Genomic DNA, 15414 nt, shown 5'->3' with positions numbered 1-15414 from the left:
GAAGCCTTTTATTTTTAGAAAGGAGTTTTTATGAAACATTATGTAATAAAACGTATATTAAGTGCTATACCATTATTAATTTGTATTTCCTTTGTTTGTTTTTGCTTTATAAATTTAATACCATCAGATCCAGCAGAGGTGGCTTTACGTGTTAGACAAGTTCCCGTTATAACTGAAGAAGCCGTACAAGAAGTACGAAGTGAATTAGGATTAGATAAGCCTTTTTTTGTCCGTTATGTGGATTGGGTGGTGAATTGCGTACAAGGTGATTTTGGTATTAGCTATACTAATCCATCAAGAACGGTATCTGAAGAACTTTTGCGATGTATGCCAGCTACTTTAGAATTAGCAGGTGCTTCTTTTATTTTAGTTATTTTACTTAGTATTCCAATTGGATTTTTTTGTGCAGTTTATAAAGATAGTTTATTTGATAAAGTAATGCGTGCTTTTATTTTTATGACTACAGCTATGCCAGCTTATTGGATTGGTTTATTACTGATGTGGTTTGTATCTATTAAATTGGATTTATTGCCAACAAGTGGAAATAATAGTTTAAAACATCTAATATTACCAGCACTCACAGTGTCATTAACATATATTTCTACATATATTCGTTTAATTAGAAATAATATGTTAGAAAATATGAAAAAAGATTATGTATTATATGCAAATGTAAGAGGTTTATCTCAACGTTTAATTTTGACAAAACATATTTTGCGAAATTCTATGCAGACCTGTTTTGTGGCTATTGGTATGAGTATTCCTCAACTTATTGCTGGAACAATTGTTGTAGAAAATGTATTTGCTTGGCCTGGATTAGGAACATTATGTATAGAATCTATTTTCAATCGTGATTATCCAATTATTCAAGCATATGTATTGTTAATAGGTACTTTATTTGTTATCTTCAATTTAATTTTTGATATTTTACAAACTATAATTGACCCTCGTCTACGCAAGGAGGTTTCTTAATGTTAGAACGTTTTTTGCATAATAAAATGGCAATGCTAACCAGTGGTTTTATTTTGATAATTGCTATTTTAGGTATATTAGCACCATTGATTGCTCCAAATGACCCATATGCTAATAATATTTTAAATAAATTTGCTCCAATGAGTGCACAATACCCTTTAGGAACAGATCAATTAGGTAGATGCGTATTGTCTAGAATGTTATATGGAATACAACCAACATTAGGCTTAGCCTTATTAACTATGATTGGTACAATTGGACTAGGAGCATTTATGGGATTATTGGCTGGGTATTTTAAAGGGCCTATAGATGAGATAATCATGCGTATTGTAGATGTAATGTTATCCTTTCCAAGTCAAATCATGGTTTTTGCAGTAGTAGCGTTGTTAGGTATAGATGTACGTAATGTAATTTTGGCAAATGTTTTTATTAAATGGGCATGGTATGCACGTATGATACGAACATCAGTTGTCCAATATCGTGATTGTAATTTTGTGCAATTTTCTCGTTGTGTAGGAACATCAGAAAGATTTATTCTTTGTCGTCATTTATTGCCATCTATTACAGCCGATTTAGCAGTACTTGCTACTTTAGATATTGGTTGGGCTATAATAAATATTTCTACATTATCCTTCTTAGGTTTAGGAGTACAAGCACCTATTCCTGAATGGGGAGCTATGCTGAATGAAGCTAAACATGTATTAACAACAAATCCTATACAAATGTTTGTACCAGGTATTGCAATTGTAGCTTTAGTTACAGCATTCAATTTACTAGGAGATGCTCTTCGTGATGTTTTTGATCCTAAGGAGGTTAACTAATGAGCGTACCTATTTTGGAAGTAGAAAATTTAACCGTAATTTTAAGACAAAAAAAGAAAAAAAAGGTATTAGTAGATAATTTAAATTTTAAATTATATGAAGGTCAATGTTTGGGAATTTTAGGTGAGTCAGGTAGTGGAAAATCTTTAACAGTAAAGGCTATTTTAGGTTTATTAGACCGTAACTTTGAAATTACAGGAAAAGCTTTATTTAAAGGTAAAAATTTGTTAAAAGAAAATAAAGAAAGTTTAAGAAAACTACGTGGTGAGCAAGTAACAATGGTATTGCAAAATCCAATGACATGCTTTGATCCACTTTGTAAAATAAATGACCAGATTGCAGAAACTTTTGCTATGCATTTGAATTTAAGTAAGAAAGAAATACATGAATTATCAATTGAATTATTAAATAAAATGCTGATAAAAGATCCAGAAGAAGTGTTAGAAAAATATCCACATCAATTATCTGGAGGCATGTTACAGCGAATAATGATAGGCATTGCGTTAGCTTTAAAACCAGATTTATTAGTAGCAGATGAGCCTACGACAGCAATAGATGCAATAACTCAATATGAAATATTAGAGGAATTTATGCATATAAAAGAGAGAAAAAATACATCTATGATTTTTATTACACATGATTTAGGAGCAATTTCTAAGGTGGCAGATGAAATTATTGTAATGAATAAAGGAAGATTAGTAGATCAAGGAAATTTTGATTATATTTTACACTATGCTAAAGATGAATATACTAGATTGCTTGTAGAAAAAAAATTAGCAGTAATGAAGCAATATCGTGAAGTTGTTGATAAAAAGGAGTGATTAATTAGTGATTAAATTAAGAGATATTTGTGTTAGTTTTAGAAATGAAAAACAAGAGTCTTTTTTTGGTAAGACAAGAAAACAAGTATTATTTAATATATCATTAAATATTGCTCAAGGAACTTGTTTGGGAATTTTAGGTGAGTCAGGTAGTGGAAAATCTACATTAGGTAGAGTTATTTGTGGAATGTTAAAACCTGATAGTGGAATATATACTTTAAATGATGTGGAAATTTATAAAAGTAAATCTAACAAAAAAATATTACAAGAAAAGTTAAGTATTGTGTTTCAAGATTATACAACATCAACAAATCCACGTTTTAAAATAAAAGATATAATTGCTGAGGGACTATTTGTTTATAAAAAACGAACTAAAAAGAATATTGATTTAAAAAAAGAAATAGTTCATTTATTGGAAATGGTTGGTTTAGATGAAACTTTTTTAAACAGGTTTCCACATCAATTATCTGGTGGACAATTACAACGTGTGTGTATAGCTAGAGCGGTTGCTTGTCAACCAGAAGTAATTTTATTAGATGAAGCTATTTCTTCATTAGATGCACATACACAAGTGCAAGTAATGGATTTGTTAAAGGAATTAAAAGAAAAATTAAATTTAACTTATATTTTTATTACACACGATTTAACCTCAATAACATATCTTTGTGATGAAGTAGTATTTTTAAAAGATGGAAAAATCACAGAAAGTTTAAAAGTAAAAGATTTGAATAAAACAACAGATGAGTATGCTAAAAAATTAATTCATTCAATAATAGAGTTTTGATAAAGGAGTATTTGCTTAATGAAAAAAAATATATTATCACAGTTATTAGTTATCGGCTTATTAACTATATCTATGACTACAGTATCAGCTCAATCTATTCAAGCAAATGAGGCAAATGATATTGATTTAGAGATATCTACAGAAGATGAAAAAAATGATGATAAAATAGCATCTAAAGATGAACATAAAGATATCTTAACTATAAAAGGTTTGACTCGTTATGATATACGTCGAGATAATGTAGAAGGGAAAAAAGGAGAGACAAAAAAATCTTTATTAAGAATGCGATTAGAGCCAACTTTGAATTTAGGTGATGATTGGAAAATAAAAAATCGTGTAGATGTAGATATAAATTATAAAGATAGAGATGAAGATCATTTTTATAATAGAATGCTGTATTTACAAGGACCAGCTTTTGGCGGAACTATTTCTTTAGGAAAAATAGATTATGCTGATTTTGCGAATATGGAAATTGGGTATGGTATGATTTATGATGATTATTTAAAAGGTGGGAAATTTACTTATAAAGATGCAAAATCAGATATTGTCTATACTACTGCTGTAGGAAATTTTGATTCGCCACATAATGATAAAAATAATGGAATGCTAAAAAATTATCCAGAATATGATGCTATGCATTATGTTGGGTTACAAGCTGAAATACCAATGTCTGATAAGTTAATGACAGGTGTTGCTTATCATAATGTAAGAAGTGGTGAATTAGAAGAAATTCAACAAATTTTAGAAATAGCAAATGAATATAAATTTGATAATAATTTTAAATTAGGAGCAATATATGCTATGTCTAATTTAGATTCATCAGATTATGGATTAAAAGATAATAATCAAGAAAAAGCATATGTTATGCAGTTGAATTATAAAGGTATAAAGAGAAGTGAACCTAATACATTTGGAACATGGGTAGCATATAAAAATTTAGGTCAATTATCTACTTTTGTACCAACGTATACAAATAGTTTTGTAGGAGAAAAAGGATTTGAGTTAGGTACAAAATATGTATTTGCTAAAAATTTAACAGGTGAAATATCGTATTTTAATGGAAAAAATATTGATAATAATAAAGAAAAAACACGTTGGTTTGGAAGGGTAGAATATAGGTTTTAAAGTATAATTAACAATAAAAAGGAGATTTTATGGTATCACAATTAACATATAAAGATTATTTAAAGATTACAATACCTTTTATGTTGGCTACAGCTACACAGCCTATATTAGGAGCAGTAAATACGGCTGTTATGGGACATATGACAGAGGTTTTTTATATTGCTGCTGTTTCATTAGGTGTAATTTTGTTTAATAATATATACTGGTTATTTGGTTTTTTAAGAGTATCTACTACAAGTTTTTCTGCTCAGGCTTTAGGGAAACAATGTGATAAATTGAGATTTTTGTCTTTAGCAAGACCAATAATTGTAGCGATATTTATTAGTGGAATATTTTTACTGATATATCCTATTTTATTTAATTATTATATTGATTTTATGAAACCAGAAATACAAGTAATAGAATTAATGAGAATTTATTGTGATATAGTAATTTGGGGAGCTCCTTTTGTTTTATTAAATTATGTAACACTTGGTTGGCTAATGGGACAAATGATTATACGATATACTATGTTTATGCAAATTTCTATGAATGTAGTAAATATCATATTATCAATATTATTTGTATTTGCATTAGATATGAATATAGAAGGTGTGGCTTATGCATCCATAATAGCTCAAATTTATGGCTGTATAGTAGGTTTTTTGGCTATTTATTTTAAAGCTAAATTAAATATAACAAAAGAATACTTGCAAGAGTTAAAAAATATAAAACCTTTTTTATCTATGATGAAGGTAAATACGGATTTAATGTTGAGAACGGTTTGTTTATTGACTATCAATAATTTATTTGCTATAGCAGGTGCAAGCTTAGGTACAATAACATTAGCTGCAAATGCAGTTATATTAGAAATAATATTTATTATAGTGTATTTTATTGATGGTATGGCTAATGGAGTGAGTGTATTTTCAGGAAAAGCTTTAGGTAATAAAAATAAAGTATTATTAGAAAAAACTTTAAAAATAGGCTTAATATGTTTGTTTATTTTCATATTCTTTATAAGCATAATATCTTTTTGGGGAAGAAGTTATTTTATATCTATGATGACAAATTTAACTGAAATATATATGTATGCTAATGAGTATAGTTTTTATATAATCTTACATCCTATTTTTGCAGGTGTAGGTTTGTTATTATATGGAATGTATACGGGTGTGGGACAAACATCTTCTATTAGAAATATGATGTTTGTAGCTGTAATATTCTTTTATGTTTGTCAAAATATCTTAATGAATTTGTATGGAAATAATGGTATTTGGTTAACATATATATTAACTTATTTACTGGAATCAATTATTTTAGTATTATATTTACCAATATTAAAACGTAAATTCGAGTGATTTTTGTTAGATTAATAATTTTTAATTGTATACTATATTAGTGAATAAAATACTAAATAATAGGCATAGCTTAATTGCTATGCCTATTATTTTTATGAAGAAGAATTTACTATGAACCTACAAAATTTATCTGATGAAGAATTATTAAGTAACTTTGTACCGATTAAGAGTGCTGAAAATTTGCTTAAAGAATATAACAGCATTTATGATGTAGTTTTAAATACTACTAAGGCTGAATTGAAGTCTATAAATGGCATGACTGAAAACAGATTAAAAAAAATCTTATCAATACGAGAAATCTTAAAACGTATGCAGGATTATAGAACAAAAGAATTGTCATTAATAAGGAAAACAAATGATGCCATAAATTACTTTGAGTTTCTGCAAGATAAACAAGTTGAAGAATTATGGATTGCTGTCTTAAATACAAAAAATAATGTTGTTCTAAGTCGCTGTATAAGTAGAGGTACAGTAAATATGTCTGTAGTCAATCCAAGAGAAATATTTAATGTAGTTATAAAGAATATGGCTTCAGCAATAATAATTGCACACAATCACCCATCAGGAGATTCAATGCCTAGTAATGAAGATATAAGTCTTACTAAAAAAGTAATGAATTTATCTGAAATGCTAGGTATTGATTTTTTAGACCATGTAATTATTGCCAAAAAAGGGAGTATAAGTTTAAAAAAAGAAGGATATGTAAAATTTGATTAAGGAGAGATGACTATGTCAAATTATTTGATTTGTATGGGTTTTGATAATTTAAATGGAGATATTCATTATGATGAAAAGCTAGGTCTTGTGAATATAAATTTAGATACAGAAGATACTCATAGTAGTTTAAATTTCAGTCTAAATTTATCACAAGCAAAAGTTTTTAATGAATTTTTAGCAAATGTTATAGCTTCAGCTAATATACAAAATATAAATGAAAGTAACTTATTTGGTGATTTAAAAATAGATGTAGAGGAGTAAATATCATGGCAAATTATAGTGATAATCAAGTAGTATTTTTCAGTGAGAATAAAGAGGCTGTATATGATTTATGGCAAAAAATTAATGATTATATAAATAACAGTAAAACCAATTCAATATGTGGCTTTTTAGAAAGCTTAGGTTATAGTGAGTATGAATCAAGAAATATGTCTGATCTTAGAAATAGTTTTGTAGGCTGTGATGATGAAGTTACTGATGATGAATCTGTGAGCTTTTTCTATATTAAAACTGAAACAGCATGGACAGGTAATATAGAAGTATTCTATAGAGTTATTGAAGATAAATATAATAATGAGATAGAGCTATATGCACTGATTGAAGAATCAGGATTTAATATTTTTATTAATACTGATGAAGAAGGTGTATATTTCTATCCTAAATATAAAATAGATGCTTTCATAAATGATGAGCAAATAGTAGAATACTTTGAAAGTTTTAGTCAAGTTTTAGATTTTATCAAGAAAAAGTTTCCTAAAGTAAAACTATCTTCAAAAGATATGATAGCAAGACTTAAAAAGAAAATAACTAAAGTCTATAAAATAAATGATGATGAAGATTTTTATTTAAATATACATAGATTCAGTTCTATGTATCCGTTTTAAAGTTTTGATATAATATGAGGTAAGGAGTGAATATCATGGAAAATTTTAATAGATTGAATGACTTATACTTCAAAAAGCTTCTAGGAGATAAAAAAAGAAAGAATTTAACACTTAGCTTTTTAAATGGGATTTTAAATAAAGATGATGAAAATTGTTTTACAGATATAACTTTTTTAGATAAAGATAATGAACCATTAACTTTAGATGGTAAATTATCTAAATTAGATATTAGAGCGGATTTGAATGATGGCACACAAGTAGATATCGAGGTACAAGTTTGTCCGTTTAAATTGATGGCTGAGCGTTCATTATACTATTGGTCAAAAATGTATTCAGAGCAACTAGAAAAAGGTGCAGAATATAAGAAGTTAAAAAAGGCTATAGCTATAAATCTATTAGCATTTGATTATTTGGAAGATGAGCAAGATTGGCATAATATCTATAATCTATTAAATGTGAAATCTCATAATAAGCTCACAGATCATATAGAGATACATTTTCTAGAATTGCCCAAATTTACTTTAAAGGATATGAGAAAAATAAGAGCATCTGAAGCATGGATTGCTTATTTTTCAGGAAAATATAGTAAAGAAGAATTGGAGGAAATAGCAATGACAACTCCAGCAATTAAAGAAGCAGTAGAATTTGAAGATACATTTTTACAGAATAAAATAGAACGTAGAGCGTATGAACAAAGAGAAAAAGCGATAAGAGATTATTATTCTTATATGAATTCATATAAAGAAGAAGGTTTACAAGAAGGCTTACAGAAAGGTTTGCAACAGGGTTTATATCAGCAAGCTATACAAACTGCAAAAAATATGCTAAAAGATAAAGTAGATATAAAGCTTATTTCTAAATATACTAATTTAAGTATAGAAGAAATAAACAAAATAAAAGTAGAATAAAGCTTTAATTTTGAGGAAATAGCAATGACAATTCTAGCAATTAAAGAAGCAGTAGAATTTGAAGATACATTTTTACAGAATAAAATAGAACGTAGAGCGTATGAACAAAGAGAAAAAGCAATAAGAGATTATTATTCATATATGAGTGCATTTAAAGAAGAAGGATTAGAGCAGGGCTTACAAGAAGGCATTACTTTAGGAATGAAAAAGGCTAATATCAATACAGCAATTAATCTTTTAAAATTAGGTGTAGATGTAGATACTATTGTTAAAGGAACAGGATTAAGTATTCAAGATGTAGAGGCTTTAAAAATTAAAATTAAATAATATAAACAAATTACAGCAGGTGTAGCAAATGCTATACCTGCTATTTTTGTGTCAGGAGGTTTTATTATGCCAGCAACAAGATTTATTTGTCCTTCAGGTCATGAAGTAAATATCAATCAATGTCTAAAAAAATGTATATATACTCAAAGATGTATGTTCTTACCAACATTACGAGCAGTTGCCAATTTTTTAAATAGGAAACTACAAAATGCAACAGTTACAGAATTATTAGCAGGAACAATGGAAACCTTTTTAAAGAAAACAACAGATTATGCTGTAGATCCTATAAATCAAATGTATGCACTTCATGGAAGTGCTGTTCATACTTTAAATGAAAATTACACTGAAGGTAATATGCTAAGTGAAGAAAGATTGCATGATGAAATTACTAGTGGAAAGTTTGATTTATTTGGTCAAATCCTTGATAAAGAAGATAATACACTCGGAGATTATAAAATCACTTCTTCATATAAACTGATGAAAGCACTGGGCTATTATAAAATTGATGTACCAACTGGAGAAGTCTATAAAACAGGAACAAAAAAAGGTCAGCCAAAAACTAAAAAAGAATGGAGAACTGACGGAGTTAAACATATTTTAGATTGGGCTATTCAGCTTAATTATTATCGAATTTTACTTGAAGAAAGAAGCTTTAAAGTAAATCGAATGGAGATTCAAGCATTATGTAGAGATTTTAATTTAAGAGTAGCTAGTGAACGCAATATTACAAGTCCTGTATATATAATTCATATAAATAAAATTTCAGATATATGGATAAAAAAATATATGAAAGCTAAAGCAAAAAGATTAAATGAAGCATTAATAAAAGGTAAAACATCTCATATTTGCAATAGTAAAGAACGTTGGTATGATCGTAAATGTAAAGATTATTGCAGTGTTGCCAGTTTTTGTCCATATGGTAAGCAATTTAAACAATTAGAAAAAATAGCGTAAAGGAGAATTTTATCATGAATAAAGAAATCATTTTATTAATATTACAAGTTATTAGCATGATTTTAAATAATAATGGCAATAATAAAAAATAAAGAAAATAAGCCAAAGGTTAAATACCTTTGGCTTTAGTTTTTAAGGAGTGAAATATATGTATAATCCATTTTTCAAAGCTAATTTTTACCAGACAAGAACAATTGCTCAAGATATTAAAGAAGATCCTAAATACAGGTTAGAGATAAATAATTGTATTGAGAGATTTATTTCTAAAGATTGGGGAGACTTAACAACTGATGATATTAAATCTAATAATGAAGCGATAATTTATAACGATAGGATTTTAGCTAGTTATAAGACTTCAAAAGGCAAAATATATATTATAGCTGATGCTACAGATAAAAATTACTATGAAACTGTAACTGTATTATTTGCAAATGAATATTAAGGAGTGTATATATTATGGAAAATACAAAAATTGCTAAAAAATTGGTTAATGTAATGATTGAATGTGGTCATATTGCTAAAAATGGTTTGAACTCGTACCATCAATATAAATACGCTACAGCTGAAGATGTGCTTTTAAAAGTTAATTCTGCTTTAACTAAGAATAAGATTGCAAGTGTTGTTATACCAGAAATTGCTTCAATGGTTGATGTTATCAATCTAAAGGGAAATACAGAACATCTGGTAACTGTTAATGTCCAAATTAAATTAATTGATAGTGAAAGCGGAGAATGTGTTGATTTATTTGGTATAGGTAGTGGTCAAGATGCAGGAGATAAAGCTGTTATGAAAGCACAGACAGCAGCTATAAAATATGCTTATATGATGAGTCTATGTATTGCTACAGGTGATGATCCTGAAGCAGATACTAAAACAGATGAAAATTCTTCAATAGGTAATAAAGGTTCTAAAATAGTTAATAATGTAAAGAAAATATCTACTATTAGAAAATCCATAACTGTTTGTGCTAATTGTGGTGAAGAAATAACGAGTGATAGAGTGGTGCAATTTTCTATGGCTAGATATAATAAACCACTATGTATGGATTGTCAAAAGCAAATGATTAAGACAGCATAAATTAAAGGCTAGAATCTGAATAAGTATTCTAGCCTTTTTAGGCAATAAAATACGATATTATCGAAAAGATAGAGGTTTTGAACAAGTTGATTTTGCTCAAAAAATAGGTATAACACCACAATATTTAAGCAAAATAGAATGTGGATATGCAAAACCCAGTATGGATTTATTATTTAGAATATCTGAATGTTTAGGTGTAGATATTACTGAAATTATGAAAGAAAGCGATATTTAAAAAATATATATACTTATAGTATTAATATTAACCCTAGTGAGAATGGTGTTTTTTTTATAAATACGATATTGTAATTTTATAAAAACTTTTAATAAACATATAGCGAAATAAAATGTGAGGAGGGAATAAATATGTCTTCAACATTTAAGAGAATTGAATATATGTGTACTTATTGCGGAAAAAAAGAAACTCGTTCACCAAGTATGGGAAGACCACAGCCAGGCAAATGTCCTAGAAAAAATGGAGATAAACCTCATAGTTGGGTAATTAATCGAAGATTAGGTTAATGTTAGGAGGAACAAATAAATGGGATTTTCAGGTTTAGATATTCTTGGGACTATTGCTCAAGTAGCAGTAGAAGCATGGGATTCAAGTAATAGAAAAAAAATTGAAATAGAAAAATTAAAGAATGAACGTACAGAAACATTAGTTAAAGGTGGAGCGATAGTGGCTGGTATTGCGGCTACAGCTTTTGTAGCTAAAAAACTTATTGATAAAAGCGATAATATAAAAATTAATACACCTAATGTATCAATAGAAGCACAATCTAAAAATGCTTTACCTAATAAAACTGAAGATAGTTTACTTATAGATTACGATACAGTTTGGTTTGATAGAAAACAAAATCAGTTAGGTGCAGATTTAATAAATCAAAAAGATGACAGTATTGATAAAGTGATTTATCAAATAAAAGGAATAGGCGGAAAAGCTTATCAAATTTATGAAAGTATTAATAATAGTGATTGGAAAAATATAGGTATTATAGATTGGGCTAAGATGTCTATATCTGATTTAGGAAAACCTGAGAATGGTGGACCAATATTTGCAGAAATAGCAAAGACAGCATTTAGAAGACCACAAAAACAAATACAATATTAATAAAATGAGAGGTACAAGTTATGTTAAAATTTTGTCCTAATTGTGGAGCTAAAACATTAAAGAATGGCAAATTTTGTCATGAATGTGGATATTCTCTTCAGGAATTTAATAATGAATCTACAATAACTGAAAAGGATATTATAGATGATACTAAAGAAGATATTATTATTGATAATGATGGTGGAGACTTTTTTGGAGATTTTGCTCAAGTACAACAAGAAGAAGATATTAAAAATGATAAATTAGCTGAAAAATTAGAGAGATTATTTGTTAATTATAAAATGAGTGAGTTTATTGATAGAATTAACAATATTGAAAATGCTGATAGTCCAAGATTGGCTTATTTAGCAGCAATGATTTTAGAATATGGCTATGATCAAATAAAAGAAGATGGTGAATCGGCATTCAATATATTAGCTCAATTAAGTGATGAGGGTTATGTATTAGCAGATTTACATTTAATAGGTTCAGGTTTTTATAATATTAATGAAGAGTATATTCCTATCTTAAATAAAAATATATTATCTCAAATTGATAAATTAGAAAAATCTGAAGATCCTTTTATTATATATGAGGTCGCAAATTATTATTGTTCTGAGAACTCCGAAAAGATAAACTACAATAAAGCTATGAAATTATATCAAAAAGCTGCTAATAAAGGTTACTGGAAAGCTTTGGCTTCCTTAGGATATATATATTTATCAGGAGAGTGTCATCAATCGGCTAATGTAAATAAAGCTATTCAATATTATGAAAAAGCAGCTGTTAAAGGTGAAAGAAATTCTGCATTAATATTAGGACGTTTATATTATTTTGAAAAATTTTTACCTAAAAATATTAATAAAGCTAAACAATGGTATCTAGTAGCTGCTGAACAAAATGAAGAAGAAGCTTTGAATGAATTAGCTAATATATTTTTAAGTGAACATAATTATTATAAAGCTGTTGAATATTATGAAAGAAATATCCGAGTTAATAATTCTAGTTTAGCAGCTAGTAGTTTAGCTAGTGTATATTTAGGTCTTAATGAGGAATATGCAGACTTTGATAAAGATGAAAAAAAAGGAATTTCTTTATTAAAAAAAGCTTTAGAACTTGATCAAAATAATGGAGATGCCTTATGTATTTTTGGTATATGTTATGCCATTGGCGTAGGTGTTGAAGAAAATCCATCTTTTGCTAGAGATTATTTAAATAAAGCTATATCTGTGGGAAATGATGAAGTTAAAACAGTAGCTAAAGATGTTCTTAAAAATTTGAATGAATCTCAAAAAGAAAATGAATCCGAAGGCTGTTTTATTACTACAGCTGTATGTGATAGTTTTAATAAACCAGATGATTGCTATGAATTAACTATGTTTAGGCATTTCCGTGATAATTGGTTGAAAAATCAACCTGATGGTAAAGAGTTAATAAAAGAGTATTATAATATAGCACCTAAAATTGTAAGTACCATTAATAAGTTACCAAATGCTAGTGATATATATATGAATATTTGGTTAATGTATTTAAAACCTTGTCTTAAATATATTGAAGCAAATGATAATATAAGTTGTAAAAATTTGTATTTTAAAATGGTGCAAGATTTAAAAGAAAAAATAGTATAAGAGGTATTTTATATGTTTGGTGAACGTTTTAGACGTAAGATGAGAGATTCTATACAATTTAGTAAACGTCTTAAGGGAGAGACTATAGTAGATTTAGGTTTATTAGATGCTGTTAATAATGGAGAGATATCATTTAGATCGTATAAATGAATCAGTAAAGGGTATAGTAAGAGCTAAATTATTACATTTAATGTAATTTTTAATTATTAAAATAAGTATATGTCTTAATGTCCATATGTCCAATTATAGAAGGGTGTGTTTTATGTTTAATAACACACCCTTTTACACACCATTTTATTGCTGGACATTTGGACATCTGGACATTTATGTATTATTGATAAATTTTGACTCTACCAGATAAGGTGGTTTTTATTTCTAAAGTTATTGTTTTACATTTGATTGGACATATTTTTTTTTGATACTATTATTAATATATGGATGAAAGTCAAGGTGAATAAAATGACAGATGACGTTAAACTTGAAAATGAAGAAGTAGAAAAAACTAAAATTGAGCTAATTCCTAAAACATCAGATATGGATAAAGAGTTTAACTGGTTTGACTTAATAAAGTGTGAATATAAAATTAATAGTATTTGTTATGAAATATATTTACCAGCATCTTTTTTTAAAATACATGAATTTTTATCAAAAGATATAAATATAAAAGATAAAGAGCAATATGTATTTAACTTTGATTGTCTAAAAGTTAATGATAAAACTCTTAAAGAATACTTTGATACGTGTGAAGAAAATAAGAATGATATAAATTTTGATATATTAATTAAATATTGTAGACCTTTATATTATTCACAAAAAACTAAAGATGCTTATATGAGAGATAGAAAGCAATCTAATAATGTTTTGAAGCAAGAGTTTAAAGATTTCTATTGTTTATTTGCTCAGAAAGAATTAGACATCAAGAATAATTTATCTAAAATATATCATTGGTTCAAACTTTTTATTCTATTTAGGTGTATAAAAATAGGTGGAATTCCTGAGCATTATGACAAAGAATTATCAGAAAATGAATCTGAATTAAAGAAGATACGTATTACGAAATTTTTTTCTTTAGAAACGGATAATGCTACAATTGCTCCTTTAGATGGTGAGTTGGATAATGAACGTTATATATATATTAAAAAATTTTATGCATTAATATGGAATACCATATCAGAAAAAGATATGTATAATGTAATAAATACAATTGTTTTAGTAAAATATATGGAGAAAGAATTAATAAATTTAGTAGAACGAACATTGTATGAGATAAATAATAATAGAATTATTAAAGATAATAATAATATTTATGTTATGAGTGCAAAATCATGTATGAATATTTTCATAAAAGGATATAGAGATTATAGGGAACAAAATAAGTATTATAAGGCACTCTGTATAAAATTAAAGAATCTACCTATTAATGCAATTTGCTTGGTAGAAATTTATTTAATGAATTATAGAAAAAAATTGTATTGGAGAAAAGTTATTAATGATATTTCAAATAAAATGATTATAGAATGTGATTTTAATAATTTTGATGAATTGTCAATCCAAGTGCGACACTTCTTTTAAAAATAAATTAAATGGATTATCCCAATTTAAACATTTTCTTGGTCTACTATTTAATAATATTAATTTTTCTATTAAATCATCATTAGATATTTTCCCTAAATCTGTTTTCTCTTGGATAATATTCTCTTAATAACCCATTTGAATTTTCGTTACTACCTCTTTGCCATGCTGCATAAGCATCTGCAAAATATACTTTTATATTTAATTTTTCTACTTCTTTATAACATGCAAATTCTTTTCCTCTATCTGTTGTAAATGTTTTTAATGCCTTTTTTGGTAGTACTTTCACTAATTTTTTTATTGCTTTTAGCATTGATGGGGCTGTTCTATCTTTTATTTTTATTGCCACATAAAATCTTGTTTTTCTTTCTACAAATGTTGCTAAACAAGC

At 27.2% G+C, this 15414-nt stretch carries 20 protein-coding genes and 1 pseudogene; 20 read left to right on the top strand and 1 reads right to left on the bottom strand.

Annotated features, from left to right (window positions below):
* Positions 1 to 30 precede the first annotated feature (30 nt).
* From opp1B to F553_RS0107260, 20 genes are all read left to right on the top strand, one after another.
* Positions 31 to 972 (top strand): nickel/cobalt ABC transporter permease, encoded by a 942-nt coding sequence (opp1B, locus tag F553_RS0107355; protein ID WP_018999609.1) that lies wholly within the window; start codon positions 31 to 33, stop codon positions 970 to 972.
* Positions 972 to 1793 (top strand): nickel/cobalt ABC transporter permease, encoded by an 822-nt coding sequence (gene opp1C / locus F553_RS0107350; RefSeq protein ID WP_018999608.1) that lies wholly within the window; start codon positions 972 to 974, stop codon positions 1791 to 1793. The genes opp1B and opp1C overlap by 1 nt, the downstream gene beginning before the upstream one ends.
* Complete coding sequence (locus tag F553_RS0107345) at positions 1793 to 2614, top strand: ABC transporter ATP-binding protein (protein WP_018999607.1); 822 nt, start codon at positions 1793 to 1795, stop codon at positions 2612 to 2614. The genes opp1C and F553_RS0107345 overlap by 1 nt, the downstream gene beginning before the upstream one ends.
* A 7-nt stretch (positions 2615 to 2621) precedes the next feature.
* A complete protein-coding gene (locus F553_RS0107340) occupies positions 2622 to 3398 on the top strand; it encodes an ABC transporter ATP-binding protein (RefSeq protein ID WP_018999606.1) in 777 nt (258 codons plus the stop codon).
* A gap of 18 nt (positions 3399 to 3416) precedes the next feature.
* Positions 3417 to 4523, top strand: coding sequence for a hypothetical protein (locus F553_RS0107335; protein WP_018999605.1), 1107 nt, complete (start codon positions 3417 to 3419; stop codon positions 4521 to 4523).
* 29 nt (positions 4524 to 4552) lie between these two features.
* Positions 4553 to 5863, top strand: coding sequence for an MATE family efflux transporter (locus F553_RS0107330; protein WP_018999604.1), 1311 nt, complete (start codon positions 4553 to 4555; stop codon positions 5861 to 5863).
* A 111-nt stretch (positions 5864 to 5974) separates the two neighbouring features.
* Positions 5975 to 6580 (top strand): JAB domain-containing protein, encoded by a 606-nt coding sequence (locus tag F553_RS0107325; protein WP_018999603.1) that lies wholly within the window; start codon positions 5975 to 5977, stop codon positions 6578 to 6580.
* Positions 6581 to 6592: 12 nt separating this feature from the next.
* A complete protein-coding gene (locus F553_RS0107320) occupies positions 6593 to 6841 on the top strand; it encodes a hypothetical protein (RefSeq protein WP_018999602.1) in 249 nt (82 codons plus the stop codon).
* 5 nt (positions 6842 to 6846) lie between these two features.
* Positions 6847 to 7464, top strand: coding sequence for a hypothetical protein (locus tag F553_RS0107315; RefSeq protein ID WP_018999601.1), 618 nt, complete (start codon positions 6847 to 6849; stop codon positions 7462 to 7464).
* A gap of 35 nt (positions 7465 to 7499) precedes the next feature.
* Complete coding sequence (locus F553_RS0107310) at positions 7500 to 8372, top strand: Rpn family recombination-promoting nuclease/putative transposase (RefSeq protein WP_018999600.1); 873 nt, start codon at positions 7500 to 7502, stop codon at positions 8370 to 8372.
* A gap of 18 nt (positions 8373 to 8390) precedes the next feature.
* Positions 8391 to 8699: an Rpn family recombination-promoting nuclease/putative transposase gene (locus F553_RS0107305; protein WP_259317169.1), complete on the top strand. Its 309-nt coding sequence runs from the start codon at positions 8391 to 8393 to the stop codon at positions 8697 to 8699.
* A 66-nt stretch (positions 8700 to 8765) separates the two neighbouring features.
* Positions 8766 to 9653 carry a hypothetical protein gene (locus tag F553_RS0107300; RefSeq protein ID WP_018999598.1) on the top strand — a complete coding sequence of 296 codons (888 nt, stop codon included), beginning with the start codon at positions 8766 to 8768 and terminating at the stop codon, positions 9651 to 9653.
* 148 nt (positions 9654 to 9801) lie between these two features.
* Positions 9802 to 10095 carry a hypothetical protein gene (locus tag F553_RS0107295; protein WP_018999597.1) on the top strand — a complete coding sequence of 98 codons (294 nt, stop codon included), beginning with the start codon at positions 9802 to 9804 and terminating at the stop codon, positions 10093 to 10095.
* A gap of 14 nt (positions 10096 to 10109) precedes the next feature.
* Positions 10110 to 10730, top strand: coding sequence for an ERF family protein (locus F553_RS0107290; protein WP_018999596.1), 621 nt, complete (start codon positions 10110 to 10112; stop codon positions 10728 to 10730).
* Between the two features lie 19 nt (positions 10731 to 10749).
* On the top strand, positions 10750 to 10965 hold the full coding sequence (locus F553_RS12315) for a helix-turn-helix domain-containing protein (RefSeq protein ID WP_083912160.1): 216 nt from the start codon (positions 10750 to 10752) through the stop codon (positions 10963 to 10965).
* 131 nt (positions 10966 to 11096) lie between these two features.
* The gene (locus tag F553_RS12585) at positions 11097 to 11252 is read left to right on the top strand and encodes a hypothetical protein (RefSeq protein ID WP_018999595.1); all 156 of its coding nucleotides are present in this window, start codon (positions 11097 to 11099) and stop codon (positions 11250 to 11252) included.
* 19 nt (positions 11253 to 11271) lie between these two features.
* Complete coding sequence (locus tag F553_RS0107275) at positions 11272 to 11844, top strand: hypothetical protein (RefSeq protein WP_018999594.1); 573 nt, start codon at positions 11272 to 11274, stop codon at positions 11842 to 11844.
* A gap of 20 nt (positions 11845 to 11864) precedes the next feature.
* A complete protein-coding gene (locus tag F553_RS12210; RefSeq protein ID WP_018999593.1) occupies positions 11865 to 13451 on the top strand; it encodes a CFI-box extended C-terminal domain-containing protein in 1587 nt (528 codons plus the stop codon).
* A 12-nt stretch (positions 13452 to 13463) separates the two neighbouring features.
* Positions 13464 to 13601 (top strand): hypothetical protein, encoded by a 138-nt coding sequence (locus F553_RS12505; protein WP_018999592.1) that lies wholly within the window; start codon positions 13464 to 13466, stop codon positions 13599 to 13601.
* A 309-nt stretch (positions 13602 to 13910) separates the two neighbouring features.
* Positions 13911 to 15023, top strand: coding sequence for a hypothetical protein (locus tag F553_RS0107260; RefSeq protein WP_156809626.1), 1113 nt, complete (start codon positions 13911 to 13913; stop codon positions 15021 to 15023).
* Here F553_RS0107260 and F553_RS12115 read toward each other — a convergent pair.
* Positions 14997 to 15414 (bottom strand): annotated as a pseudogene (locus tag F553_RS12115) (IS30 family transposase); the annotation flags it as partial. The gene F553_RS0107260 and the pseudogene F553_RS12115 overlap by 27 nt on opposite strands.

Origin of the sequence: Megamonas rupellensis DSM 19944, from assembly GCF_000378365.1 — a bacterium.
In the GTDB taxonomy this organism is placed as follows: Bacteria; Bacillota; Negativicutes; order Selenomonadales; family Selenomonadaceae; genus Megamonas; species Megamonas funiformis.
The sequence above is the reverse complement of the archived record's forward strand: the minus strand, read 5'-3'. Positions and strand labels throughout refer to the sequence as shown.